Here is a 22,211-nt window from a genome sequence, read left to right as displayed (position 1 = left end):
AATCGGGTTTAGCCGGGCTGGTATTCATGGATGAATTGCTCGATCACATCAGTGAAATGCTCGTCTGCGGTAAAGCCCAGGTCCCGGGAATAGGTGGCGCAAAAGGCGCCGGGCCAGGAGCCGACGATGCGCTCGATCGCCTGGTTGGGCTCCATGCGAATCCGTTCGGCCACTTGCGCACCGGCGATCTGGCGCAGGGCATCGATCATGCGCTCAACGGTGATCGACAGGCCCGGCATGTTGATCACCCGGCCCTGGACCAGTTGCTCGCCACCCAGTTCATGGCCATGAATCAGGTTGCCAATGGCCTGTGCCGGCGACATCAGCCACAGGCGGGTGTCGAGTGGTACCGGACACACGCTGGGTTGGCCGTTGAGCGGCTCGCGGATAATCCCGCTGGCGAAGCTGGAGGCCGCCAGGTTGGGTTTGCCTGGGCGCACCACGATGGTCGGCATGCGCAGGCTGCGACCATCGACGAAGGCGCGCCGGCTGTAGTCGGCGAGCAGCAAGTCGTTCATGGCTTTTTGCGTGCCGTAGGAGCTTTGCGGCGCCCAGACCTGATTATCCGGCACCTGTTCCGGCAACTGTCCGCCGAACACCGCGACAGAGCTGGTCATCACCCATTTGGGGCACGTACCGAGCTGGCGCACGCGCTCCAGCATGTTCTGGGTTGCGCTGAAGTTGATGCGCATGCCCAATTCAAAGTCGCCTTCGGCCTGACTGGAAACCACCGCAGCCAGATGGAAGATGCTGTCTGTGTTGGCATCGATCAGGCTTTCCAGCACTTGCGCGTTGGCGATATCGCCACACACCACTTTGACCCGGGGATCAGCGATCCCTGTGAGTTCGACCATGTCGAAGGCGAGGATCTGCCCGATGGGCCGCGACTGGCCAGTGCGGTCGGTGAGCGAACCACGCAGCAGCAGCGCTTCGATCAGGCGCCGGCCGAGGAAGCCGGCTGCACCGGTCACGAGAATATTCATGAGTTACTCCAAACGTCAGCGGTTGACGAGTTTTCCGGGAATTCTGAAGACCAGCAGGGCGCCGAGGAACAGGGCGCTCGCCATCACGTACATGCCGATTGTGGTGCTGTGGGTCAGGTCCTTGAGGAAGCCCATCAGGTACGGCGAGACAAAGCCCGCCAGGTTGCCCCAGGAGTTGATCAGCGCAATACCAGCAGCGGCAGCCGTGCCGCCGAGGAAGGCTGTCGGCAGGCTCCAGAACAAGGGCAGGGTGCTCATGGCCCCCATCGAGCCCAGGGTCAGGCCGATCATCGACACGGTGAAGTTGTCGCTCCAGGTGGCGGAGATGAACAGGCCGATACCCCCGAGCACGGCGGTCAGCGCCAGGTGCCAGCGCCGTTCGCGCAGCCGGTCGGCACTGCGTGAAACCACGATCATGGTGACTGCCGCGGCGGCGTACGGGATGGCGGTGAGCATGCCCACCTCAAACACATCGCTGACGCCGGCCTGGCGGATAAGGGTCGGCAACCAGAAACCGACGGTGTAGAACCCGGCGATCATGCAGAAGTAGATGGCCGTCAACAGCCAGATACGCGGTTGCAGGAACACCTCTTTAAGGCTTTGTTTCTGGTGGCCGACGGCTTCGGCGTCAATGCGTGCCTGCAGCAGGGTTTTTTCTTCGCGGGTGAGCCAGCCGGCGCTGGAGATCCGGTCGCTGAGGCAGAACACCACGAGGAAACCGACGGCAATCGAGGGCAGCCCTTCAAGGAAGAACAGCCATTGCCAGCCGGCATATCCATGCATACCGTTGAACGCGCTCATGATCCAGCCGGACAGCGGCGCGCCAATCAGCCCGGACAGCGGCACAGCGGTGGCAAACAGGGCATACATTTTGCCGCGGCGGTGGGTCGGGAACCAATAGGACAGATACAGGATGACACCCGGATAGAACCCGGCCTCGGCAATCCCCAGCAGGAAACGCATGATGTAGAAGGATGTCGGCGTGGTCACCAGGGCCATGGCCGAGGAGATGATGCCCCAGGTGATCATGATGCGGGCGATCCACAACCGCGCGCCGACGCGATGCAGGATCAGGTTGCTGGGCACCTCGACGAGGAAGTAGGCAATGAAGAAGATCCCTGCACCGAGGCCGTAGACGGCTTCGGAAAACTGCAAATCGTCAGACATCTGCAACTTGGCGAAACCGACGTTCACCCGGTCCAGGTAGGCGACCAGATAGCACAGCAGCAACAGCGGCATGATCCGCCACGCCACTTTGCGATACGCCAGGTTCTCGAAGCGATCTGCGGGTACGGCAGTACTGGTTTGAATCACTGACTCAGTCATGTGTTTCCCCCATCCTTATTTTTATAGTGGGTGGCGTTGTGTGTGTCGGATTACATGATGGGGCGTTTTTATCATAATACGTCATACGAATTCAACGACTAAATCCCCAGGGGACGCCGGGTCTAAAATGCAGTACCTTTCACAGATTTGAGCCAGAGCTTTCTATGCCCACTGCTGACAAGTCTTCCTGTAGTGCCGATGCGCTGGGCATCCTCAAGGACGCCGCCAAGGGCACACTGTCCGACCAGGTGACGGCGGCCCTCAAGGCCTACATCGCCAACGGCGAAGCACTGCCGGGCGATCGCCTGCCCACCGAGCCCGTACTCGCCGAGCGCTTCGGCGTGAGCCGGACGGTTATCCGTGAGGCCATTTCACGCCTCAAGTCAGCCGGCCTGGTGGAGGTGCGCCAGGGCAGCGGCACGGTGGTCAGCGAAGGTGCGCACATCAAGGCGTTCACCATTGACCTGGATGTGGGCGGGTCAATCGAGGCGGTGTTGCGCGTCACCGAACTACGCCGTGGCATCGAAGGTGAAGCGGCGGCACTGGCGGCGCAACGGCACTCACCGGCGCAACTGGAAGCGATCCACCAGGCGCTGAAGGCCATTGATACGGCCGAGCAGGGGAGTCGCGACGGGGTTGAGGAGGACTTGGCGTTCCATCACTCCATTTCCAAGGCGACCGGCAATCCGCTGTATCCGTCATTGCACGAATTCATCGCGCAGTTCATCAAAGAAGCGATCCGCATCACCCGCTCCAACGAAGAGCGCCGCCGCGACCTGGCCAAGACCGTCCGGGCCGAGCACTTTGCGGTGTACGCCGCCATTGCCGCACGCGACCCGCAAGCCGCGCGCCAGGCGGCGCTGGAGCATATCAATAATGCGGTGGAGCGGCTCAAGAGTGCTGATCCTGCGTTTTGGCAGAGTCCGGGGGCGAGGAAGGGTTAGCATTTTAGCTTGGGAGTGTGAGTGGATTATTATAACTAAACTAAACAGTTATTTAGTTTAGTTATACTCAAGAGCATAGCTAAACGTTTGGCATCATATAGGGACGAACTATATGCGGGGAAGGCTTACGTCAGGTCTGTGGGTGGCATGTTTCGTGATCAGTGCTACGGCGCTGGCGGATGAACTACCGCGTAGCGAGCAGTTAAAAGCATTCCGCGCTGCTGGATTTAACCAAGAGACGTCGGAGTGCGAAATCGAGACAACAGGTAGCTACACGCCGGTAACCATGGAATTGGTTGAGGACCTGAATGGTGACGGCCGGCCGGATGCGTTGATTACCGAAGGCAGCACTTACTGTTATGGGCAAGCGGGTACTGGATTTTATCTAGTCAGTCAGCAGTCTGACGGCCACTGGAAACTCATGCTCAAAGAAAGCGGCGCCGCTGAGTTTCTCGCTAGCAAAGGCAGTAATGGTTGGCCTGATGTCAAGGTCGGCGGCCCGGGCTCTTGTTTCCCAGTACTGCGTTACGACGGGCAACGATATCGATTTCATCACAGTGTTGGTGAACGGTGTGCTGACTCGCCGTAAACGTCAGATGGCTCAAGACTCAAACGAAGGCAGGTCAGCGCCGGCGACGGAGGCTGCTTTTGAATCTGGCACGCAGAGGTTCTAGGTCGCTTAGTGAAAAGCAGCCTCCCAGAGCCCCTCAGCTCCGCATAGGATAGTTCGCATAATGTATATTATGTTAAATGAAGGATGTTTCGCTCGAGTCGCGGGTTCGTAGGGTGACGTGATCGATATGCACGATGTCGTTCCTCAAGAGTGAATGCAGAAACGATATCCTTGAAGCCCAAGGCGTAGAATCTATTCAAAAGCACAATCATATTCAGGGAAATCCGGATAATGCTCTTCGAGAACCTCGCGCTGTTTTTATTGATTGTCGAGAAAGGCGGATTGTCGGCGGCAGGCCGCGAGGTCGGACTTTCGCCCACGTCTGTGTCGGAACGGCTCGGGGCTCTGGAAAGGCACTACGGCGCAACCCTGCTGACCCGTACGACACGTTCGATCAGCCTGACGGACGAAGGACGGATGCTGATGGACGGCGCCCGGCGCCTGCTCGCCGAAGCTGAAGACATCGAGAGCAATATCAAACTGGGCACCGAACGGATCTCGGGCCTGATACGCCTGAGCGTCCCCGTCGACCTGGGCCGCAACCGCATCGTGCCGATCCTTGATGACTTTCTGCAGGAGCATCCCAACGTCAGCCTCGACCTGAACCTGACCGATGGCTACCTGGATCTCGCGGGGCAAGGGATTGATTTCGCCATTCGATATGGCGCCCTGTCCGACAGCACCCTGCGCGTCAGAAAGCTCAGCGAGGGCCGTAGGGTCGTGTGTGCATCCCCCGCTTATCTCACGGCCCACGGCACGCCCCAACACCCATCGGACCTGGCGCAACAGCAGTGCATCCTGATGCGCTTTGGCAGCAGCATCCACCGTGAATGGCAGTTCCGCGCCGATGGCCGTACGTTCAAGGTGCTGGTGTCGGGCAGGCGTATTGCCAATGACGGTGATCAAGTGCGCCAGTGGTGCCTGGCCGGTCACGGCATCTGTATCAAGTCATACATCGATGTGCGTGATGACTTGGACGCAGGCCGACTGGTCGAGGTGCTGGAGAGCTACTCTCTGCCGGGCGTGGACTTGCAGATTGTCTACCCTTCCGGCCACGTAGTGCCGCGCCGGGTCAAACTGCTGATGGACGAAATCTCCTTGAAACTGGCAACTTGAGCGCGCTCCAAGGAGATGTTTCAGAGCTGACCTGAGAGCTTGCGCCCTACTGAGCCCAGGCGGAAAAATCCGAGTAGCCACGTTCAGTACCGCCAAATAGCTCGGCACCTTCGAGACCCGCTAACGGGTACCCCTTCTCCAACCGCAGAGGCAGATCCGGATTGGCGACAAACTTGCGTCCGAAGGCAACATAATCTGCGTAGCCTTTTTCCAGGACCCATTCTGCGAGTTCCAGGTCGTACTTACCGGCCACCACAATCGCATTGCGAAAGCGCTCGCGCACGGCTTGGCGGAAGTCCTCGGGAAACTTGGGGGCATCATCCCAGTCCGCTTCGACCAGGTGCAGGTAGGCAATGCCCTTGCCTTGCAAATAGCTGGTTGCTTCCAACAAGGTGGGCAGAATGTCCGGGCACGCCATGCCACGTGCCGTAAGAAACGGCGCAACGCGGATCGCCGTACGGGCGGCTCCCACTTCATCAATCACTGCATCCATGACTTCCTTGAGAAAGCGCAGGCGGTTCTCGCGCGATCCGCCGTACTCATCTGTACGAATATTAGACGTGGTACGTAGGAACTGGTCGATCAGGTAGCCGTTGGCCCCATGCACTTCGACACCGTCGAAACCCGCGGTCATGGCATTACGCGCAGCCTTACGATAATCGTCGACGATGGCGTGGATTTCGTTACGCTCCAGCGCCCGTGGTGTCGGGCACGGGGCCATGCTGCCGACACCCGATTCGGCGTCCACTTTCCAGATGCTGCCGTCAAACGCAATTGCAGACGGCGCGACCGGCAATTGGCCATTGTGGAAATCAGGGTGCGACATACGCCCTACATGCCACAACTGCAGGAAAATTCGCCCGCCAGCGGCATGCACCGCATCGGTCACCAGGCGCCAGCCGGTGACCTGTTCGTCACTGTAAATACCTGGGGTGAATGAATAGCCCTTGCCCTGGGGCGAGATCTGCGTGGCTTCAGTAACAATGAACGCGGCCGACGCCCGTTGTGCGTAATACACCGCGTTCATGGCGTTCGGCACATCGCCAGGCTGGGTGCTGCGCGAGCGAGTCATGGGCGCCATGACTACACGGTTGGGGGTGTGCAGCTGGCCAACAACGCCAGGGGTAAAAAGTGTGGACATCAGTGTCTCCTCGTAGATAGTCGGTGGTGCCAATGACCACAGAATATCTATGAGGGGATTTCTTGATAATCGACTCAGTTCGGGAAATATATTCCGGTGAATCCGGATAATGCGATGGTAGGCAGACGCAAAGCCAGCATGATCAAAAGAAGGTGGGTAACTCAAGCGCCAAAATTAAAGGCAATAGAAATGCGCGGACGCGTCCCTTCAAAACGTCTTACGGAATGCATCAGCCACGACGGGAACATAATGAACGTTCCGCTGGTAGCGGCATAAGTCGTACTAAAACCGGCGGTAAGACAATCTTCCACTCTCATGCGCAACGCAGGATTGTAGGTCGATGCAACCATACCGCGTGGGTCGATAAACTCCAGGTCACCGCCAACAGCCGGATCCTCCTCTCGCCCGCCCGCATCCACCCAATAAACCCCCGACCAAAATGCCCCCGGGTGGCCATGCAACGCATTGCTGTGGCCCGCCTGGTTAACGTTTACCCAGGCATTGAGTTTCCATGCAAAACTCGGTTCAGTTAAGCCGTACTGCTCGCTATGCACCGCCGTCAGTTGAGTGGCGAACTCCTTGGCAAAGCCGACCAACGTATCGCAGGCCTGCCCGCCCCATTCCGGGAAGTCGCTGGCCGACTGCCAGCCGCCGTCGTTACTACGCTGCGTGCCGCCCTGATCGCTCGTCATGCGACAGGTGATCAGGGTTTTGAGCTCTGCATTGAGTTCTTCTGCATCGGGGTACTGGAGACAGGCCAGGGGAGTTGCAAACAGTCGCCTGATGTTTATCAGCTCAGGGTTTACCGGGTTATTGCTGGAGTGCATTGAGCGTCGACCAAGTTGCGTTAATTGCAGCAGACCTTACCTGACGAACTAAAGCACATATGTAAACCTTTGTTAAAAATTTATGGACTTCAGTCAAACTACATAAGTTGATCAGCTTTCATCCCGCGGCTAACGATCACGCCTCAATCGCGCGAAGTTCGCAGGTAATTATCAACAGAAACAAGACCGTCTCCCGTGTTAACCCGGCAAACACCACAAAATACTCTGGATACGGTAAACCTATACTTCCAAAGTAATCACGAGACACTAAGTACTCTATAGATCTCAGCAACCACCTGCCTTGTTGCGTCCTCGATCGATCCTTCATTCCGACATAAAACCCAACCGTGATTCGCAACCGCTCGCTCGAACGCCTCGGTACACGCCACATGTTCTTCCAACCTATGGATCACCGTGCTGCTCAGCCCACGCCGTCGCGCCGCAGCCCTCGCCCATGAAACCCCAGGTGCGGTGACAATCCCCACATGCAAGTCCGGTACTTGCACGTTTCGGTCAATGTTCAATTGCAGAATCTCTGCAAACGGCACTATGCGGCGAAACGCTGCATCGGATGGGTACCAGCGATCAATCAACACAATGCTACCGGGTAGCTGTTTAGCCAGGACGTGTTGAGAAATCCACGCACGGCTGTCCGCGAGGCGTTCACAAATCTCCCACTCCAGGTCCCGCGAGGGATTTCTGACCAGCGTGTTAACGAGGGCCATTGTTTCCCGTCTAAAGGGATCGCTTTTTTTCTCGCACAGTCGGATGACCTTTTTGTTGTCCGCCCTTAGTGCTTTGGTAACGGCTTCCAACAGTGTGGTTTTGCCGGTGCCCTTGGGCCCATCCAGAGAAACAAACAGCAGACGATTCATTGCTGCAGTTCAACCAACCGCTGCTTGTAACTGTCGCGCACGCAGGCCTGTTTGTCGTCAGCCTTCCAGCAGTCGTTGCGGCCCTTGATCCAGCCACGTTGTTCGGCCTTGAGCATCTTGGCCTGGCTACCGGCCTTTTTCAGCGCGGCGCTGTAGGTGCTCGCCATTTGGCGATCAAGGGCGCCAAGCGCTTCGCTGGCGCAGATCAGCGTCTCTATTGAGCTGCTCAAGTTCGCGCTGCACTTGAACGAAGGCCCCGTCTGGGCGTGTGCGTCGAGGACAAAAATGGCCACTGGCAACAGCGCCGCTCGGATAAATAAATGCATGAGGGGGTTCCTAACGGTATTTGGTTCGCCTACCAGGATAAGCCTTGATGGATAATGTTTAACCTTCATGCCTTTAAAGCTCCAATGTCCAGGCCAGCAAAGTACTTGTGCGCAATAGTGGCATTTTAGCCAGCCGCTTTCGACATCATCTAACTCTCAAATCAGCTGTGGCACACGTTGCCCCCAGGTAAACTGCCGGCCTGATCCACTTCTTGAATAAAAGAGCCCCCATGAGCCACCTAGACTACACCCCCGACCTCGACCCCGATTCCATCTCATCCGACGTGATCGGCTTCAACGGCATCCTGGTTTCCACCCAAATCCCCGTGCGTGCCGATGGCAGCCTGGAACTGGGCGATATCACCGTGCAAAGTGAATGCACCTTGCAAGCCCTCAAGGTCGCCCTTGAACGTGCAGGTAGTTCCATGGACCGGGTCATGCACTTGACCATCTACCTCACTGACATGGCCGACCGCGCCGCATTCAACGAGGTGTACAAGCGCTTCTTCGGCAAACCCTGGCCGGTGCGTGCGGCTGTTGGCGTGGCCGCATTGGCGGTCGAAGGCATGCGCGTGGAAGTCACGGCGATGGCCGCCAAGGGCTGAGCCCGGCAGGTTATTGGGCATCCAGCGGGTGCCGGTCAGGCGATTCACGGCTACAATGCGTACCTCAACCGTGACAAGCCTGACTAAAAAAACTATGTCCTTGCCCAAGCATCATCTGGAATTGCTCAGCCCTGCCCGCGATGTCGCCATCGCGCGCGAGGCTATCCTGCACGGCGCCGACGCTGTGTATATCGGCGGCCCGAGCTTCGGTGCGCGCCACAACGCCTGCAACGACGTGAGCGAGATCGCCCAACTGGTGGAGTTCGCCCGTCGTTACCACGCCCGCGTGTTCACCACCATCAACACCATCCTGCATGACGACGAACTGGAGCCAGCGCGCAAGCTGATCCACCAGTTGTACGATGCCGGGGTTGATGCGTTGATCGTCCAGGACCTGGGCGTGATGGAGCTGGATATCCCGCCCATCGAGCTGCATGCCAGCACCCAGACCGACATCCGCACCCTGAACCGGGCCAAGTTCCTCGACCAGGCCGGGTTTTCCCAACTGGTGCTGGCCCGCGAGCTGAACCTTCAGGAAATCCGTGCGATTGCCGATGAAACCGATGCCGCCATCGAGTTCTTCATCCACGGCGCGTTGTGCGTGGCGTTCTCCGGGCAGTGCAATATTTCCCACGCGCAAAACGGCCGCAGCGCCAACCGTGGCGACTGCTCCCAGGCCTGCCGCCTGCCCTACACCCTCAAGGATGACCAGGGCCGCGTCGTCGCCTTTGAAAAACACCTGTTGTCGATGAAAGACAACAACCAGAGCGCCAACCTGCGCGCCCTGGTGGATGCCGGCGTGCGCTCGTTCAAGATCGAGGGCCGCTACAAAGACATGGGCTATGTGAAGAACATCACCGCCTATTACCGCCAGCGCCTGGACGAAATCCTCGAAGACCGCCCGGACCTGGCCCGCGCCTCCAGCGGCCGCACCGCGCATTTCTTCCTGCCAGACCCGGAAAAGACCTTCCACCGCGGCAGCACCGACTACTTCGTCAGCGACCGCAAGATCGATATCGGCGCCTTCGACACCCCGACCTTTACCGGCTTGCCGGTAGGTGTGGTGGAAAAAGCCGGCAAACGCGACTTGCAGGTAATCACCCACGAGCCGCTGTCCAACGGTGACGGCCTGAACGTGCTGATCAAGCGCGAAGTCGTAGGTTTTCGCGCCAATATCGCCGAGCCTAAAGGCGAGTTCGAAGAAGACGGCGAAAAGCGCTACCGCTACCGTGTCGAGCCCAACGAAATGCCGGCGGGCCTGCATCAACTACGACCGAATCACCCGCTCAACCGCAACCTCGACCATAACTGGCAGCAAGCGTTGCTCAAGACCTCGGCCGAGCGCCGGATTGGCGTGTCCTGGCAGGCGTGCCTGCGCGAAGACCAACTGCAACTGACCGCCACCAGTGAAGAAGGCGTGAGCGCCAGCACCACCCTGCCCGGCCCGTTCGGCGTGGCCAACAAGCCGGAACAGGCACTGGACACCCTGCGCGACCTGCTTGGCCAACTGGGCACCACCCAGTATCACGCCACGGCGATCGAGCTGGATGCGCCGCAGGCGTACTTCATTCCCAACTCGCAACTCAAGGCCTTGCGCCGCGATGTGATCGAAGCGCTGACCTTGGCCCGTGTCGAGGCCCACCCCCGTGGTGGCCGCAAAGCCGAAACCACGCCGCCGCCGGTGTACCCGGAATCGCACCTGTCGTTCCTGGCCAACGTCTACAACCAGAAGGCCCGCGATTTCTATCACCGCCACGGCGTGAAGTTGATCGACGCAGCCTACGAGGCCCACGAAGAAACCGGTGAAGTGCCGGTGATGATCACCAAGCACTGCCTGCGTTTCTCCTTCAACCTGTGCCCCAAGCAGGCCAAGGGCGTGACCGGCGTACGGACCAAGGTCGCGCCGATGCAGCTGATTCATGGCGACGAAGTACTGACCCTGAAATTCGACTGCAAACCTTGTGAAATGCACGTGGTGGGCAAGATCAAGGGCCATATCCTCGACCTGCCGTTGCCGGGCAGCGGTGTGCAGCAGCAGGTCGTGGGGCATATCAGCCCGGCGGACCTGCTCAAGACCATTCCCCGCGCACCGCACTGACCCACGCCCTTGTAGGAGCCGGCTTGCCGGCGATAGCGCCCTCCAGATCGCCATCGCCGGCAAGCCGGCTCCTACAAGGGGCGCCTGGATGGCGGCAGATCGTGTTCAGCACGCCACCACCAGCCTCGCTGCAATCCCGCCGCCGCTAGCAATATCGCCGCAACCCCCAGCCACTGTGCCCAGCCCAGACGATGCCCGTAGGCCATCCAGTCAACCAGGATCGCCGCAATCGGGTAGATGAACGACAGCGCCCCGGTCAATGCCGTCGGCAGCTTTTGAATCGCACCATACAGCAGCACATACATCAGGCCGGTGTGCACCACCCCCAGTGTCAACAGCGCCGCCCAGGCATCAACCGGCGCCCAAAGGCTGTGCCACGAAACCAGCGGCACCAACAGCACTGCACCGGTACTCACTTGAATCAGCGCCAGCAGATGGGGCGGCACAGCCTTCAGGCGCTTGATGATCAGTGCAGCGATGGCATACAAAAGGGCCGCGCCCAGCGCCTGGGCCACGCCCCACAGGTATTGATCACCGCTGCCCTGCTGCTCGCCATGGGCGGTGACGATAGCCAACATGCCCATGAATGACACGCTCAGCCACGCCAGCTTCTGTACGGTGATTTTCTCGCCAAGCAACAGCGCCGCGAGGATCACCAGCATAAATGGCTGAACGTTATAGACCGCCGTGCTGATGGCAATCGACGCCTTGGCATAAGACGCAAACAGCAACAGCCAGTTACCCACGATGGCCACGCCGCTCAACATGGCCCAGCCGAGTGTTGAATAACTCAGCCATGTACTGCGCAAATACCCCAGGCGCCAGCACACCAGCAACAGGGTCAAGGCGCCAATGACGCAACGCCAGAACACCACCTCAATGACCGGCACGCCAGACACCAGCACGAACCAGCCGATCGTGCCGGAGATCAGCATGGCACCGACCATTTCCCATGAGCCGCGACGTAGGGATGTGTCCATGATTAAGCTCCTCGAATGAGGCTAAATTATGGCAATCTGCGTCGATCAGGCTCCAGCGCCTGAAGAAGGCCAAAGGTAGTCAGCGCCTATTCTTATTAGGTGAAATAGCAGATTTGGTTAAGGAGCCCAGGATGATTGATGTTATTGACCAACAACTGATTGCCGCCCTGATGGACGACTCGCGCTGCACGCTCAAGACCCTGGCGGGGATTACCGGCCTGTCCTCGCCCAGCGTTGGCGAGCGATTGCGACGTCTGGAGGAACGCGGTGTTCTGAAGGGCTATACGGTGGATATCGACCCCAAACACTTCGGCTATTTGCTGCAAGCCATCGTGCGCATCCGCCCCCTGCCCGGCCAATTACAGGAAGTGGAGCGGCAGATCCAGGCAATACCGCAGTTTACCGAGTGCGACAAAGTCACCGGCGACGACTGTTTTATCGCACGGCTGCACGTGCGCACCATGGACCAGTTGGATACCTTGCTTGACCGGCTCAACGGCTATGCCGAGACCAACACCGCCATCGTCAAGAAAACCCCGGTCAAGCGTCGGTTGCCGCCCTTGGATGGCGCGTAGAAGGCGGTATAGATCAATCGGAGCTGACCTCTTCTGGGGCGTCATCCCCATCAACCAGCGGCACCTGCGCATCATCCATCAACGATCCGGGGTCTTCATTGCCCGGGTCATTGATCGGCTCCTCTTCGGTTGGGGTATGCATGGCCCTAGCCGCCCTGGGTATCAATGTCAGCGTCGGTCTTGGGCTTGGGTTCGCGTTCGGGCTTGAAGTCCGGGCTGTACTCGTTGTCCCTGGCCACCTTGTCGGTGGCGGGTTGCGGGTCCTTGGGAGCCGTGGCCCCGTTGCTTGGAGTGGGCACTTTGCGGGCATCGTCAGCGATGGCTGGATCGTTCCTGCCGCTGGTTTGCAGGTCTTGGCTGTCATTAGTGCTCATGGGAACCTCTTTATTCGTTGGTGTAAGGTTAAGGTGCCGCGCGGCGGGATGAAGTTCATTGCGCAAGCGCCATGCTGATCAATGGTCACCCCCCCGGGTTGTCTACCTGGATATAGAACGCAAACGCTGCCAGCAGCATCCAGAACACGGTGAACAACCACGGCGTGCGCACGGAAAACAGCAATGACTTGCGATAGCCTTTGTGCGACGACTCGGTCTCGCAGAACAGCGGCGACTCATCGTAGGCCAGGCCCATCACCGGCTCGCTGCGCAACAGTTCGCTCTGCTTGAAGTGCCAGTGGTCAATGATGTCGTAGGCCGCCCGGATGCCCGGCCAGGCATTGAGCGAGCTGAACACGCCAAGCATCGACAACATCAGCGGCACCACCAGGGTAAACAGCTTGCCCCACTCCGGGTTGAGGTTGCCCATGCAGGACACAAAGGCAATCACCAAAAACGACTGCGCCGTCAGGTAGGCATCGGTACGGTTGGCGAGGATGGTGGTTTCGTACTGGATTTCCCGACGATAGAAATCCAACCGGTCCTTGGGCGAGCCGAAGATCTTCGCGTTGTGTTCGGTGTGGTCGGCCAGCGCCGATTCCGGGCTGTGCGGGGAGATGATCCTGGGCACAATCGATATTCCTCAGAGGGCGTAATCCACTTAGAAGAACCGGCGGTGCGCGAAGTTCAGGTCAATCGCCTGCACCGTTATGAAGCAAATGCTGCGCCTATCACGCACCACGCTTGCCCAGGCCGCTCCTGTAACGGGCTGATACATCGTGTAATCCCAATAAACACGCTTGCGGCACAGCCATTGCTTTACTCCTGCTACTGCCTACTTGCCAGGGTGAACACAGGAGCAACTGTTACCCCCCGACTCAGAGCCGACTCCACAAGAAAGTAAGGACAAGGTCCGTTGGCGCCAAAAGCCACGGGCTCATAACAATGCGTTTTCTAAAGCGGCAGTGCCTGCAGCGTTTTACCCGGCACTGACAAGGTAATTGGAATGGCTCGATCTTTCTTCGATGAAATGAATGACGCAAATGGCGTGTGCCGTGCGCACTACCAGGATTTTTCCCGCTGGCTGGCCAACACGCCGCCGGAACTGCTGGCCCAGCGCCGCCGCGAGGCCGACCTATTGTTCCACCGCGCCGGGATCACTTTCACCCTGTACGGTGACGAGCAAGACACCGAGCGCCTGATTCCCTTCGACATCATCCCGCGCAGCATTCCCGCCAGTGAGTGGAGTGTGATCGAACGCGGCTGTATCCAGCGGGTCAATGCGCTGAACATGTTCCTCGCCGATATCTATCACGACCAGCGCATTATCAAGGCCGGGATCATTCCCGCCGAGCAGGTGCTGGGCAATGAAGGCTATCAAAAGGCCATGATCGGCCTCGACCTGCACCGTGATATCTATTCGCACATCTCCGGTGTCGACCTGGTGCGCGATGGCGACGGTACGTATTACGTCCTCGAAGACAACCTGCGCACCCCCAGCGGCGTGAGCTACATGCTCGAAGACCGCAAGATGATGATGCGCCTGTTCCCGGAAGTATTTGCCAAGCAGCGCATCGCGCCGGTGGACCACTATCCCAACCTGCTGCTCAAGACCCTGAAAAGCGCCAGCCGCCTGGACAGCCCCAATGTGGTGGTGCTGACCCCCGGGCGCTTTAACAGCGCGTTTTTCGAACACGCGTTCCTCGCCCGGGAGATGGGCGTCGAGTTGGTCGAAGGTGCCGACCTGTTCGTGCACGACCTCAAGGTGTTCATGCGCACCACCGACGGCCCGAAACCCGTGGATGTGATCTACCGGCGCATCGACGACGCCTTCCTCGATCCCCAGGCTTTCAACCCCGAATCCATGCTCGGCGTGCCCGGCCTGGTGGCCGCCTACTGCGCCGGCAATGTGGTGCTGGCCAATGCCATCGGCACCGGGGTGGCCGACGACAAATCCATCTACCCCTATGTGCCAGAGATGATTCGCTTCTATCTGGATGAGGAACCGGTGTTGCAAAACGTACCCACCTTCCAATGCCGCAAACCCGATGAACTGTCCCACGTACTGGCGCACTTGCCCGATCTGGTGGTCAAGGAAACCCAGGGTTCCGGCGGCTACGGCATGCTGGTGGGCCCAGCCGCCTCGGCGGCCGAGATCGAGGACTTCCGCCAACGCATCAAGGCCCGGCCCCATGCCTATATCGCCCAACCGACCCTGAGCCTGTCCACCTGCCCGACCTTTGTCGAAAACGGCATCGCGCCCCGGCATATCGACCTGCGCCCGTTCGTGCTATCGGGCAAGGAGACCCGCCTGGTGCCGGGCGGCCTGACCCGGGTGGCATTGCGTGAAGGCTCGTTGATCGTCAACTCGTCGCAAGGCGGCGGAACCAAGGACACCTGGGTGGTGGAGGGCTGAGTATGCTGAGTAGAACCGCCGCAGATCTGTATTGGATGTCGCGCTACCTGGAACGCGCAGAGAACCTGGCGCGCATGCTGGAGGTCAGTTATTCGCTGTCGCTGATGCCCCAGGCCGGTCGCAGTGATGGCCTGGATGAACTGGCGATGTCGCTGCTCAGCAGTGGCACCCTGGACAACTACCTGGAGCGCCATCAACAACTGGACGCCGAGCGCATGCTGCACTTTTTCGCCCTCGACGAAGAAAACCCAGCCAGTATCTACAACTGCCTGCGCGCCGCCCGGGGCAATGCCCATGCGGTACGTGGACGGATCACCGCCGACATGTGGGAAAACCTCAACGCCACCTGGCTGGAAATGCGCAGCATCGCCGCCGGCGGCCTGGCCCGCCATGGCATCAGCCACTTCTGTGACTGGGTCAAGCAGCGTTCGCACCTGTTCCGGGGGGCCACGTCCGGCACCATCATGCGCAACGATGCCTATCGTTTTATCCGCCTGGGCACCTTTGTCGAGCGCGCCGACAACACCTTGCGCCTGCTGGATGCGCGTTACGAGATGTTCGGCGAGGAGTCCGAAGAAGTCAGCGACCTGTCCGCCCGCGGCTACTACCAGTGGAGCGCCCTGCTGCGTGCCTTGTCGTCGTTCGAGGCCTACACCGAGCTGTACCCCAATGCACTGAATGCGCGTTCGGTGTCGGAGTTGCTGCTGCTGCGCAGCGATGTGCCGCGCTCATTGCATGCGTGTATCGAGGAGTTGAGCCATATCCTCGCCGACCTGCCGGGCAGCTACGGCCGCACGGCCCAGCGCCTGGCGGCGGAATTTGAAGCGCGGCTGCGCTACACCGGTATCGATGAGATTCTCGAAGAAGGCCTGCACAGCCGGCTGACCGAGTTTATCGACACCGTGCGCGAACTGGCGCGGGCGATCCACAGCTCCTACCTGGAGGTGGTGTAACCCCCACATCCCCCCAGCCTGACAGCCGTGCGCGTTCTCCTGTGGGAGCTGGCTTGCCGGCGATGGCGGCAGGTCAGCCAATAGATTTATCGACTGATACACCGCCATCGCGGGCAAGCCCGCTCCCACAGGCGGGATGTTTGTTCCAGGCATATAACTGTCAGTTTGGATCATTGATCCCATCTCGCGGCTGCTCTTATGGTTGCCAGACACTCATAAGAACAGGTACAGACCATGTCCGAAGCTCTGCAATTATCCAGCCCGGCCGCCCATACCCTAAAGCGCTGGCACACCATGCTGGCCACTGCCGACCTCAAAGCACTGCCCGAACTGCTGGCGCCGGATGCCGTGTTTCGCTCGCCCATGGCGCATACCCCCTACCCCGGCGCACCCGTGGTGTCGATGATTCTCAACACTGTGTTTACCGTGTTTGAAGACTTCCAGTACCACCGCGAACTGGCCAGCGCCGACGGCCACAACGTGGTGCTGGAGTTCAGCGCGCGGGTGGGCGACAAGCAGCTCAAGGGTATCGACCTGATCCGCTTCAACGAACAGGGGCAAATCATCGAGTTTGAAGTGATGGTCCGCCCCTTGAGCGGGCTACAGGCCCTGGGTGAAGAAATGGGCCGGCGCCTGGCGCCGTTCCTGGCCAAGGCCAAGGGCTGACCTTCAGCGCCCGAGGAACTCCAGCAGCCGGGCGTTGACCTGCGCGCCCTGCTCCACCTGGATCCAGTGCCCGCAGTTGGCCAGTACCTGCTGCTGCAGCTGCGGCACCACCTGGGGCATGCGCTTGAGCGTATGGGCCTCAAACACTCCCACCGGATCACGGTCGCCGATCAGGAACAACGTCGGTTGCAGCACCTGCCGGCCCGCCAGGAACTCCGTGCGCTGCCAGTTGCGCTCAAAGTTGCGGTACCAGTTCAACGGCCCGCGAAAGCCCTGGGCGAAGGTTTGTACATAAATATCCAGGTCGTGCTGGCTGCACCAGGCCGGCAAGGCGCCAGGCAATGCAACACCTTCCAGCAAGGTGGCCGTGGCCGGTTTCTGCTGCAGGAATACATCCTGGTCCTGCATAAACAGGCGCAAGCTGCGCTCGATATCCGCCTCCAGCTCCTGTTCGGCCACGCCGGGCTCCTGGAAATACAGAATGTAGTTGAACCGCTCGGCATACAGCTCGCGCATGATCTCGATCACCGGCCTGCGGGAACGACCGGCGAAGGGCACCGACATCGTGACCAGGGCGCTGATGCGCTGCGGCTCCAACAAGGCCAGGTGCCAGGCCACCACCGCGCCCCAGTCATGGCCGACCATCACCACCCGACGATGCCCGAACAGGTCCATGGCACCCTGGATATCCGCGCACAGGGTCAGCAGGTCGTAGTCGGCAATGGCTGCGGGGGCGCTGCTGTGCCCGTAGCCACGCATCTGCGGCACGAACACGCGATAGCCAGCGGCAGTCAGCGCCGGTATCTGCTGGCGCCAGGAGTGCCAGCACTCGGGAAAGCCGTGGAGCAGCCACACCGGCGGGCCTCTCTCGGGGCCGGCGATGTGCAGGCACAATTGAATACCGTTGACCTGGATCGTCTGTTGTTCGATAGCACTCATCGCACCGCTCCATCAGGGGACTGCTGCAGACTGCCCCAGCGATACGGCCTGCGCCAGCATCATTGATGGGGCAAATACCTCAGGTCACCGACCACCAGCGCGGCAGCAGTGGCCGCACCTTGGGTTCGGCAAAACGGTCATCGATCAGCATCACTACCCCTTGGTCCTGCTGGGTGCGAATCACCCGGCCGGCCGCCTGTACCACCTTCTGGATCCCGGGATACAGGTAGGTGTAGTCGTACCCCGCACCGAAGATCGCACCCATGCGCAGCTTCATTTGCTCGTTGACCGGATTGAGTTGCGCCAGGCCCAGGGTGGCGATAAAAGCCCCGATCAGGCGCGCGCCCGGCAAGTCGATACCCTCACCGAACGCCCCGCCCAGCACGGCGAACCCCACGCCCTGGCTGTGCTGGGTGAACTGGTCAAGGAACGCCTGGCGTTCGGCCTCGGCCATGCCCCGCGATTGATGCCAGGTTGGGATCGACGGATGCCGCTCGGCCAGTAATTGCGCCACTTGCTGCTGGTAATCGAAGCTACTGAAAAACGCCAGGTAGTTGCCCGGCGTGCGTTCAAACTGCTCGGCGATCACTGCGACGATGGGTGCCAGGGACGCCTGGCGATGCACAAAGCGCGTGGAGATGCGGTCGATGATGCGCACCTGCAACTGTGCGGCATCGAAGGGCGATTCCACGTCGACCCACGCGGTATCCGCCGGCAGGCCCAGCAGGTCGGCGTAGTAATGCCGGGGGCTGAGGGTCGCGGAAAACAGCACGCTGCTGCGGGCGGTCGTCAAGCGTGGGCGGATAAACTCGGCCGGCACCACATTACGCAGGCTCAAGCGCGAGAAGCGACGCTTGGCCAGTGGATCGCGCTGGCTGATATCAAAAATAAACTGCTCGTTGAACAGCTCCGCCACCTTGGCGAACTGCAAGGCCTCGAAGTAAAAGCCTTGCAGCTCGCCCGTGAGCGCCTGCGGGTGATCGTTGAAATACTCGCCCATGGCGCTGGTGCACAGGGCCAAGGCCTGCAACAGCTTGTCCGGTTTGCTCGGATAGGCCTGATACACCGTGACCTGCTCTTTGTGCAGCGCGTTCCACTCACGGTTGAGCCGCTGCAACGGTTTGCGCAACGGCTCGGGGGCGCTGTCGCGCACGGTCTTCAGGGCAAATTGATCAAGGTCGGCGCTGTACATCGCGCGGCCCCGCTCCACCAGGTTATGGGCTTCGTCCACCAGCACCGCGACCCGCCATTGGTTGAGCTGGGCCAGGCCAAACAGCATTGCGCCAAAATCGAAGTAATAGTTGTAGTCGGCGACCACCATGTCGCACCAGCGCGCCATTTCCTGGCTCAGGTAATACGGGCACACCCCATGGGCCAGTGCCACCTCGCGCAAATGGCGCTGGTCCAGCAGCCGCACCTGGGCTGCCGCCTCGCGCGCGGCGGGCAGGCGATCGTAAAAGCCCTTGGCCAGCGGGCAGGAATCGCCATGACAGGCCTTGTCCAGGTGCTCGCAGGCTTTGTCCCGCGCCACCAACTCCAGCACGTGCAACGGCAGGTCGGCACTTGCGTGCAGTATCTGCACCGCGTCCAGCGCCAGTTTGCGGCCAGGGGTCTTGGCCGTGAGAAAGAACAGCTTGTCCAACTGCTGCGGCGCCATGGCCTTGAGCACCGGGAACACCGTGCCAATGGTTTTACCGATCCCCGTGGGCGCCTGCGCCATCAGGCAGCGTCCGGTGCTGACGGCCTTGTACACCGACTCGGCGAGGGTCCGCTGGCCCAGGCGAAAGCCCGCGTGGGGAAAGGCCAGGGCCTTGGTCGCGGTATCGCGGGCCAGGCGCCGCTGTGCCTGTTGCTCGGCCCAGTCGAGGAACAACCCACACTGGCGATTGAAGAACGTCTCCAGCTCATCAACCGCACACACCTGGCGGATCACGGTTTCGCGCTCGCTGACGATATCGAAATACACCAGCGCCAGCTCGATCTCAGGTATCCCCAGCTTGCAGCACATCAGCCAGCCATAGACCTTGGCCTGGGCCCAGTGCAGTTGCCGGTGGTTGGCCGGTTGCGCATCCAGGTCGCCACGGTAGGTCTTGACCTCTTCCAGCACATTGCGATCCGGATCATAGCCATCAGCGCGGCCGCGCACGGTCAACTGTTGGTAGAGACCTTCCAGGGCCACTTCACTCTGGTAGTGCGCACTGCGTCGGGAGGCCACGGTGCGATGGCCGAGCATGCCTTCCTGGGCACTGGGCGAGGGGGTAAACCGCAGATCGAGGTCACCCACCTTGGCCGTGAACTCGCACAGTGCCCGTACGGCAACGGTGTAGCTCAAGCGCCCTGCTCCGCCCAGCGTACGTAACACACGGTGACCGGCATCTGGTGTTCGCTACAGAACTCCAGCCAGCGCAATTGGTTGTCCTGCAGGCGGTCGCCCGGGCCTTTGACTTCGATCATGCGATAGGTTTTTTGCGCCGGCCAGAACTGGATCAGGTCCGGCATCCCGGCGCGATTGGCGCGGATATCCAACAACAACCGGTCGAACCAGTGCCGCAGGTGCGCGGCGGGCAGGCAATCGAGCGCCTGCTCGAGCAGCTCTTCGCTCAACACATTCCAAAATACAAAGGGCGACTGGATCCCCCACTTTTCGACGTAGCGCTGGCGGATCGTGGTTTTGTAGCGCTCGTCGTGCAGTTGGTCCAGGCACGCGGCAAATAGCTCGGCGCGGCGCTGCTGGAAGTCCTCACTGTGCAAATCCACCGGCCCGCGCTGGAACGGGTGAAAGAACGAGCCGGGCAACGGCGCGAAGATCGCCGGCCAGCACAGCAGCCCGAACAGCGAGTTGACCAGGGTGTTCTCCACGTAGTGCACCGGCCCCTCTTCATCTCCCAGATGCGCCTGCACGCAGAACTCCACGGCCGCCAACGGTTGCGGGAACGGCAGTTCCAGGTCCAGGCGCTGGATCACCTGGGGTTTGGGCTTGGGCAACGCCGGCTCGCCCAGCTTGCGCCGCAACCGCGGCAAAACCCGCAACAGGTGCTGCTGCTCGGCCGCGCTTTGTGGCGCGGCCTGGGCCTCCAGCGCCAGGGCCATGGCCTGGGCGAAATCCTCCTGGCGCTCCAGTACGCGGATCAGCCGTGCACGAGCGCCGGGGTAGGCACAATCGCGGTAGATCACCTCGGCCAGGGCCAGTTCGGCGAGCCGCTCGCAATGCTGGCCAACCTGGAACAGCAGCTTGGCCCGACGTTTTTCCAGCCAGGGGTTATCGGTGGCCAGGGTGGCAATCTGCGCCAGCACAGCCTCCAACGGTTCGCCCGCCTCGAACGCCTGCTGGCATTGGTGCAGGAACAGCAGGCCAGATACATCGTCGCGATGGCGCAGCCCGCGGGATTCGGCGCAGAACTCGACCTTTTCGTAGGTGTAGATCCCCAGGTCCGCCAAGACAAACTCCGACCAGTCCTGGTACAGGTTGCCGAAGAACATCAGGCGCAGGCGCTCACATAAATCCATCACCGTGAGGCTGTACAGGCGCTCGTCCAGCTGCGGGGACCACTGCGCAAACGTACGCGGCTCGGTGAACTGGCTGGACAGGCCGGGCAGCCAATCGGACTTCTTGCCCCTGGGCTGCTCGATCCATGGCTTGAACGCTTGCAGTACCTCGCCTTTTTGCAACTGCCCCCACAGCTCATCAAGCGACAGCAGGCCTTGCTCGCTGACCCAACCGTGGGCCAGCAACGGCTGCACGGCCACGTCAACCGGGCCGATCTCGCCGTAGTTGAGCTTGCTCGCCCGAAAATGCACGCCCTTGCGCATAACCATGCGCACCAGCAACGCCTGGGCCGGTTGCGGCAACTGGGCGAACTGCGCCATGAAGCGCTGCTCCTGGTCGTCCAGCACATCGGCATAGCGCTGCTCCAGCCAGTCGAGCACTTGCCGGAAGTTATGCAGGTAGTAGAACGGGTCTTCGAGGGGATTGGACATGACAGGCACTTGGACAAACACTGGTTATGCATACAGAGTGCCGTCCCAAGACTTGCCTTGCAATGGCTAATAGATCAGTGGCGCACGCAACTTTTTGCATAAAAGTGATCAGATGGGGGTGGATCCGCGTAACATTTGTTGCCCGCAGCCGTTGAGCACGGGGTTTTCGAAGGATGAGAGTAAGGGTTATGAACATGAAGAACTGGGGCCTGCCGCTGGCCGTACTGACGTTTCTGGCATTGGCCGGTTGCTCGACGCCGACCGTCGTGACCTTGCAGAACGGTACTCAGTACCTGACCACAGACACGCCGAATGCCAAGACACCCGATGGTTTCTACGAATTCACCGATATCGCCGGCAAGCGCGTACGGGTCAAGGCGGCGGATGTCGCAACCGTGCGCAAGGAAGACTGACCG

The 22,211-nt window shown here is 60.3% G+C and carries 23 protein-coding genes; 10 read left to right on the top strand and 13 right to left on the bottom strand.

From position 1 onward, the window contains the following. Positions 1-8: 8 nt before the first annotated feature. Positions 9-983 carry a D-erythronate dehydrogenase gene (denD, locus tag ACSSVH_RS12925; protein ID WP_492634665.1) on the bottom strand — a complete coding sequence of 325 codons (975 nt, stop codon included), beginning with the start codon at positions 981-983 and terminating at the stop codon, positions 9-11. 15 nt (positions 984-998) lie between these two features. Continuing rightward, positions 999-2,309 carry an MFS transporter gene (locus ACSSVH_RS12920; RefSeq protein WP_492634664.1) on the bottom strand — a complete coding sequence of 437 codons (1,311 nt, stop codon included), beginning with the start codon at positions 2,307-2,309 and terminating at the stop codon, positions 999-1,001. Positions 2,310-2,473: 164 nt separating this feature from the next. On the opposite strand from ACSSVH_RS12920, the gene ACSSVH_RS12915 reads away from it, so the two are divergent. From ACSSVH_RS12915 to ACSSVH_RS12905, 3 genes are all read left to right on the top strand, one after another. Next, the gene (locus ACSSVH_RS12915; protein ID WP_172311406.1) at positions 2,474-3,253 is read left to right on the top strand and encodes a FadR/GntR family transcriptional regulator; all 780 of its coding nucleotides are present in this window, start codon (positions 2,474-2,476) and stop codon (positions 3,251-3,253) included. 154 nt (positions 3,254-3,407) lie between these two features. Continuing rightward, the gene (locus ACSSVH_RS12910) at positions 3,408-3,842 is read left to right on the top strand and encodes a hypothetical protein (RefSeq protein WP_170041405.1); all 435 of its coding nucleotides are present in this window, start codon (positions 3,408-3,410) and stop codon (positions 3,840-3,842) included. Between the two features lie 315 nt (positions 3,843-4,157). Next, positions 4,158-5,042 (top strand): LysR family transcriptional regulator, encoded by an 885-nt coding sequence (locus ACSSVH_RS12905; RefSeq protein ID WP_492634663.1) that lies wholly within the window; start codon positions 4,158-4,160, stop codon positions 5,040-5,042. Positions 5,043-5,088: 46 nt separating this feature from the next. Here ACSSVH_RS12905 and ACSSVH_RS12900 read toward each other — a convergent pair whose 3' ends face one another. From ACSSVH_RS12900 to ACSSVH_RS12885, 4 genes are all read right to left on the bottom strand, one after another. Then, positions 5,089-6,186 (bottom strand): alkene reductase, encoded by a 1,098-nt coding sequence (locus ACSSVH_RS12900; protein WP_492634712.1) that lies wholly within the window; start codon positions 6,184-6,186, stop codon positions 5,089-5,091. Between the two features lie 158 nt (positions 6,187-6,344). Then, positions 6,345-7,010: a TIGR02466 family protein gene (locus ACSSVH_RS12895; RefSeq protein ID WP_492634662.1), complete on the bottom strand. Its 666-nt coding sequence runs from the start codon at positions 7,008-7,010 to the stop codon at positions 6,345-6,347. Positions 7,011-7,267: 257 nt separating this feature from the next. Beyond that, positions 7,268-7,885 (bottom strand): dTMP kinase, encoded by a 618-nt coding sequence (locus ACSSVH_RS12890; RefSeq protein WP_492634661.1) that lies wholly within the window; start codon positions 7,883-7,885, stop codon positions 7,268-7,270. Continuing rightward, positions 7,882-8,211, bottom strand: coding sequence for a lysozyme inhibitor LprI family protein (locus ACSSVH_RS12885; RefSeq protein WP_492634660.1), 330 nt, complete (start codon positions 8,209-8,211; stop codon positions 7,882-7,884). Before ACSSVH_RS12885 ends, ACSSVH_RS12890 begins: the two co-directional genes overlap by 4 nt. 230 nt (positions 8,212-8,441) lie before the next feature. Here ACSSVH_RS12885 and ACSSVH_RS12880 point away from each other — a divergent pair, with 230 nt between their 5' ends. After that, positions 8,442-8,816: a RidA family protein gene (locus ACSSVH_RS12880; RefSeq protein WP_169951607.1), complete on the top strand. Its 375-nt coding sequence runs from the start codon at positions 8,442-8,444 to the stop codon at positions 8,814-8,816. A gap of 94 nt (positions 8,817-8,910) precedes the next feature. Then, positions 8,911-10,914 carry a peptidase U32 family protein gene (locus ACSSVH_RS12875; protein WP_492634659.1) on the top strand — a complete coding sequence of 668 codons (2,004 nt, stop codon included), beginning with the start codon at positions 8,911-8,913 and terminating at the stop codon, positions 10,912-10,914. Positions 10,915-10,985: 71 nt separating this feature from the next. On the opposite strand, the gene ACSSVH_RS12870 is transcribed toward ACSSVH_RS12875, so the two are convergent. After that, positions 10,986-11,894, bottom strand: a complete 909-nt coding sequence (locus ACSSVH_RS12870; RefSeq protein WP_492634658.1) for a DMT family transporter — start codon at positions 11,892-11,894, stop codon at positions 10,986-10,988. A 131-nt stretch (positions 11,895-12,025) separates the two neighbouring features. On the opposite strand from ACSSVH_RS12870, the gene ACSSVH_RS12865 reads away from it, so the two are divergent. Next, positions 12,026-12,469, top strand: coding sequence for an Lrp/AsnC family transcriptional regulator (locus ACSSVH_RS12865; protein ID WP_169951600.1), 444 nt, complete (start codon positions 12,026-12,028; stop codon positions 12,467-12,469). A 13-nt stretch (positions 12,470-12,482) separates the two neighbouring features. Here ACSSVH_RS12865 and ACSSVH_RS12860 read toward each other — a convergent pair whose 3' ends face one another. The 3 genes from ACSSVH_RS12860 to ACSSVH_RS12850 form a co-directional block, all read right to left on the bottom strand. Then, complete coding sequence (locus ACSSVH_RS12860; RefSeq protein WP_262380996.1) at positions 12,483-12,611, bottom strand: hypothetical protein; 129 nt, start codon at positions 12,609-12,611, stop codon at positions 12,483-12,485. 4 nt (positions 12,612-12,615) lie between these two features. Continuing rightward, the gene (locus ACSSVH_RS12855) at positions 12,616-12,843 is read right to left on the bottom strand and encodes a hypothetical protein (protein WP_172311370.1); all 228 of its coding nucleotides are present in this window, start codon (positions 12,841-12,843) and stop codon (positions 12,616-12,618) included. 85 nt (positions 12,844-12,928) lie between these two features. Beyond that, the gene (locus ACSSVH_RS12850) at positions 12,929-13,474 is read right to left on the bottom strand and encodes a hypothetical protein (RefSeq protein ID WP_169951596.1); all 546 of its coding nucleotides are present in this window, start codon (positions 13,472-13,474) and stop codon (positions 12,929-12,931) included. Between the two features lie 375 nt (positions 13,475-13,849). Here ACSSVH_RS12850 and ACSSVH_RS12845 point away from each other — a divergent pair, with 375 nt between their 5' ends. The 3 genes from ACSSVH_RS12845 to ACSSVH_RS12835 all read left to right on the top strand — a co-directional run bounded on the left by ACSSVH_RS12845 (position 13,850) and on the right by ACSSVH_RS12835 (position 16,878). After that, entirely contained in the window at positions 13,850-15,259 is a 1,410-nt protein-coding gene (locus tag ACSSVH_RS12845; protein WP_169951594.1) for a circularly permuted type 2 ATP-grasp protein, read from the top strand. Between the two features lie 2 nt (positions 15,260-15,261). Further along, positions 15,262-16,212, top strand: coding sequence for an alpha-E domain-containing protein (locus ACSSVH_RS12840; RefSeq protein ID WP_169951592.1), 951 nt, complete (start codon positions 15,262-15,264; stop codon positions 16,210-16,212). Between the two features lie 234 nt (positions 16,213-16,446). Beyond that, positions 16,447-16,878: a nuclear transport factor 2 family protein gene (locus tag ACSSVH_RS12835; protein ID WP_170041424.1), complete on the top strand. Its 432-nt coding sequence runs from the start codon at positions 16,447-16,449 to the stop codon at positions 16,876-16,878. A gap of 3 nt (positions 16,879-16,881) precedes the next feature. Here ACSSVH_RS12835 and ACSSVH_RS12830 read toward each other — a convergent pair whose 3' ends face one another. From ACSSVH_RS12830 to ACSSVH_RS12820, 3 genes are all read right to left on the bottom strand, one after another. Further along, positions 16,882-17,817 (bottom strand): alpha/beta fold hydrolase, encoded by a 936-nt coding sequence (locus tag ACSSVH_RS12830; protein ID WP_492634657.1) that lies wholly within the window; start codon positions 17,815-17,817, stop codon positions 16,882-16,884. A gap of 79 nt (positions 17,818-17,896) precedes the next feature. Next, a complete protein-coding gene (locus ACSSVH_RS12825; RefSeq protein ID WP_492634656.1) occupies positions 17,897-20,149 on the bottom strand; it encodes an ATP-dependent DNA helicase in 2,253 nt (750 codons plus the stop codon). After that, positions 20,146-21,795 (bottom strand): VRR-NUC domain-containing protein, encoded by a 1,650-nt coding sequence (locus tag ACSSVH_RS12820; RefSeq protein WP_492634655.1) that lies wholly within the window; start codon positions 21,793-21,795, stop codon positions 20,146-20,148. Before ACSSVH_RS12820 ends, ACSSVH_RS12825 begins: the two co-directional genes overlap by 4 nt. Positions 21,796-21,983: 188 nt before the next feature. Here ACSSVH_RS12820 and ACSSVH_RS12815 point away from each other — a divergent pair, with 188 nt between their 5' ends. Then, positions 21,984-22,208 (top strand): YgdI/YgdR family lipoprotein, encoded by a 225-nt coding sequence (locus ACSSVH_RS12815; RefSeq protein ID WP_076960938.1) that lies wholly within the window; start codon positions 21,984-21,986, stop codon positions 22,206-22,208. The last annotated feature ends 3 nt before the right edge of the window (positions 22,209-22,211 follow it).

This window comes from Pseudomonas sp. HC1(2025) (assembly GCF_058742075.1).
Note: the sequence above shows the minus strand (reverse complement) of the source record. Positions and strands in the feature narration are given on the sequence as shown.

What these genes read in the sequence shown, in the direction of transcription:
- ACSSVH_RS12895 (WP_492634662.1), bottom strand. Translation starts at nt 7,010, where the DNA reads ATGCACTCCAGCAATAACCCGGTAAACCCTGAGCTGATAAACATCAGG.
- ACSSVH_RS12885 (WP_492634660.1), bottom strand. Translation starts at nt 8,211, where the DNA reads ATGCATTTATTTATCCGAGCGGCGCTGTTGCCAGTGGCCATTTTTGTC.
- ACSSVH_RS12815 (WP_076960938.1), top strand. Translation starts at nt 21,984, where the DNA reads ATGAACATGAAGAACTGGGGCCTGCCGCTGGCCGTACTGACGTTTCTG.
- ACSSVH_RS12920 (WP_492634664.1), bottom strand. Translation starts at nt 2,309, where the DNA reads ATGACTGAGTCAGTGATTCAAACCAGTACTGCCGTACCCGCAGATCGC.
- ACSSVH_RS12840 (WP_169951592.1), top strand. Translation starts at nt 15,262, where the DNA reads ATGCTGAGTAGAACCGCCGCAGATCTGTATTGGATGTCGCGCTACCTG.
- ACSSVH_RS12875 (WP_492634659.1), top strand. Translation starts at nt 8,911, where the DNA reads ATGTCCTTGCCCAAGCATCATCTGGAATTGCTCAGCCCTGCCCGCGAT.
- ACSSVH_RS12905 (WP_492634663.1), top strand. Translation starts at nt 4,158, where the DNA reads ATGCTCTTCGAGAACCTCGCGCTGTTTTTATTGATTGTCGAGAAAGGC.
- ACSSVH_RS12830 (WP_492634657.1), bottom strand. Translation starts at nt 17,817, where the DNA reads ATGAGTGCTATCGAACAACAGACGATCCAGGTCAACGGTATTCAATTG.
- ACSSVH_RS12835 (WP_170041424.1), top strand. Translation starts at nt 16,447, where the DNA reads ATGTCCGAAGCTCTGCAATTATCCAGCCCGGCCGCCCATACCCTAAAG.
- ACSSVH_RS12845 (WP_169951594.1), top strand. Translation starts at nt 13,850, where the DNA reads ATGGCTCGATCTTTCTTCGATGAAATGAATGACGCAAATGGCGTGTGC.
- ACSSVH_RS12890 (WP_492634661.1), bottom strand. Translation starts at nt 7,885, where the DNA reads ATGAATCGTCTGCTGTTTGTTTCTCTGGATGGGCCCAAGGGCACCGGC.
- ACSSVH_RS12860 (WP_262380996.1), bottom strand. Translation starts at nt 12,611, where the DNA reads ATGCATACCCCAACCGAAGAGGAGCCGATCAATGACCCGGGCAATGAA.
- ACSSVH_RS12820 (WP_492634655.1), bottom strand. Translation starts at nt 21,795, where the DNA reads ATGTCCAATCCCCTCGAAGACCCGTTCTACTACCTGCATAACTTCCGG.
- ACSSVH_RS12880 (WP_169951607.1), top strand. Translation starts at nt 8,442, where the DNA reads ATGAGCCACCTAGACTACACCCCCGACCTCGACCCCGATTCCATCTCA.
- ACSSVH_RS12855 (WP_172311370.1), bottom strand. Translation starts at nt 12,843, where the DNA reads ATGAGCACTAATGACAGCCAAGACCTGCAAACCAGCGGCAGGAACGAT.
- denD (WP_492634665.1), bottom strand. Translation starts at nt 983, where the DNA reads ATGAATATTCTCGTGACCGGTGCAGCCGGCTTCCTCGGCCGGCGCCTG.
- ACSSVH_RS12915 (WP_172311406.1), top strand. Translation starts at nt 2,474, where the DNA reads ATGCCCACTGCTGACAAGTCTTCCTGTAGTGCCGATGCGCTGGGCATC.
- ACSSVH_RS12870 (WP_492634658.1), bottom strand. Translation starts at nt 11,894, where the DNA reads ATGGACACATCCCTACGTCGCGGCTCATGGGAAATGGTCGGTGCCATG.
- ACSSVH_RS12865 (WP_169951600.1), top strand. Translation starts at nt 12,026, where the DNA reads ATGATTGATGTTATTGACCAACAACTGATTGCCGCCCTGATGGACGAC.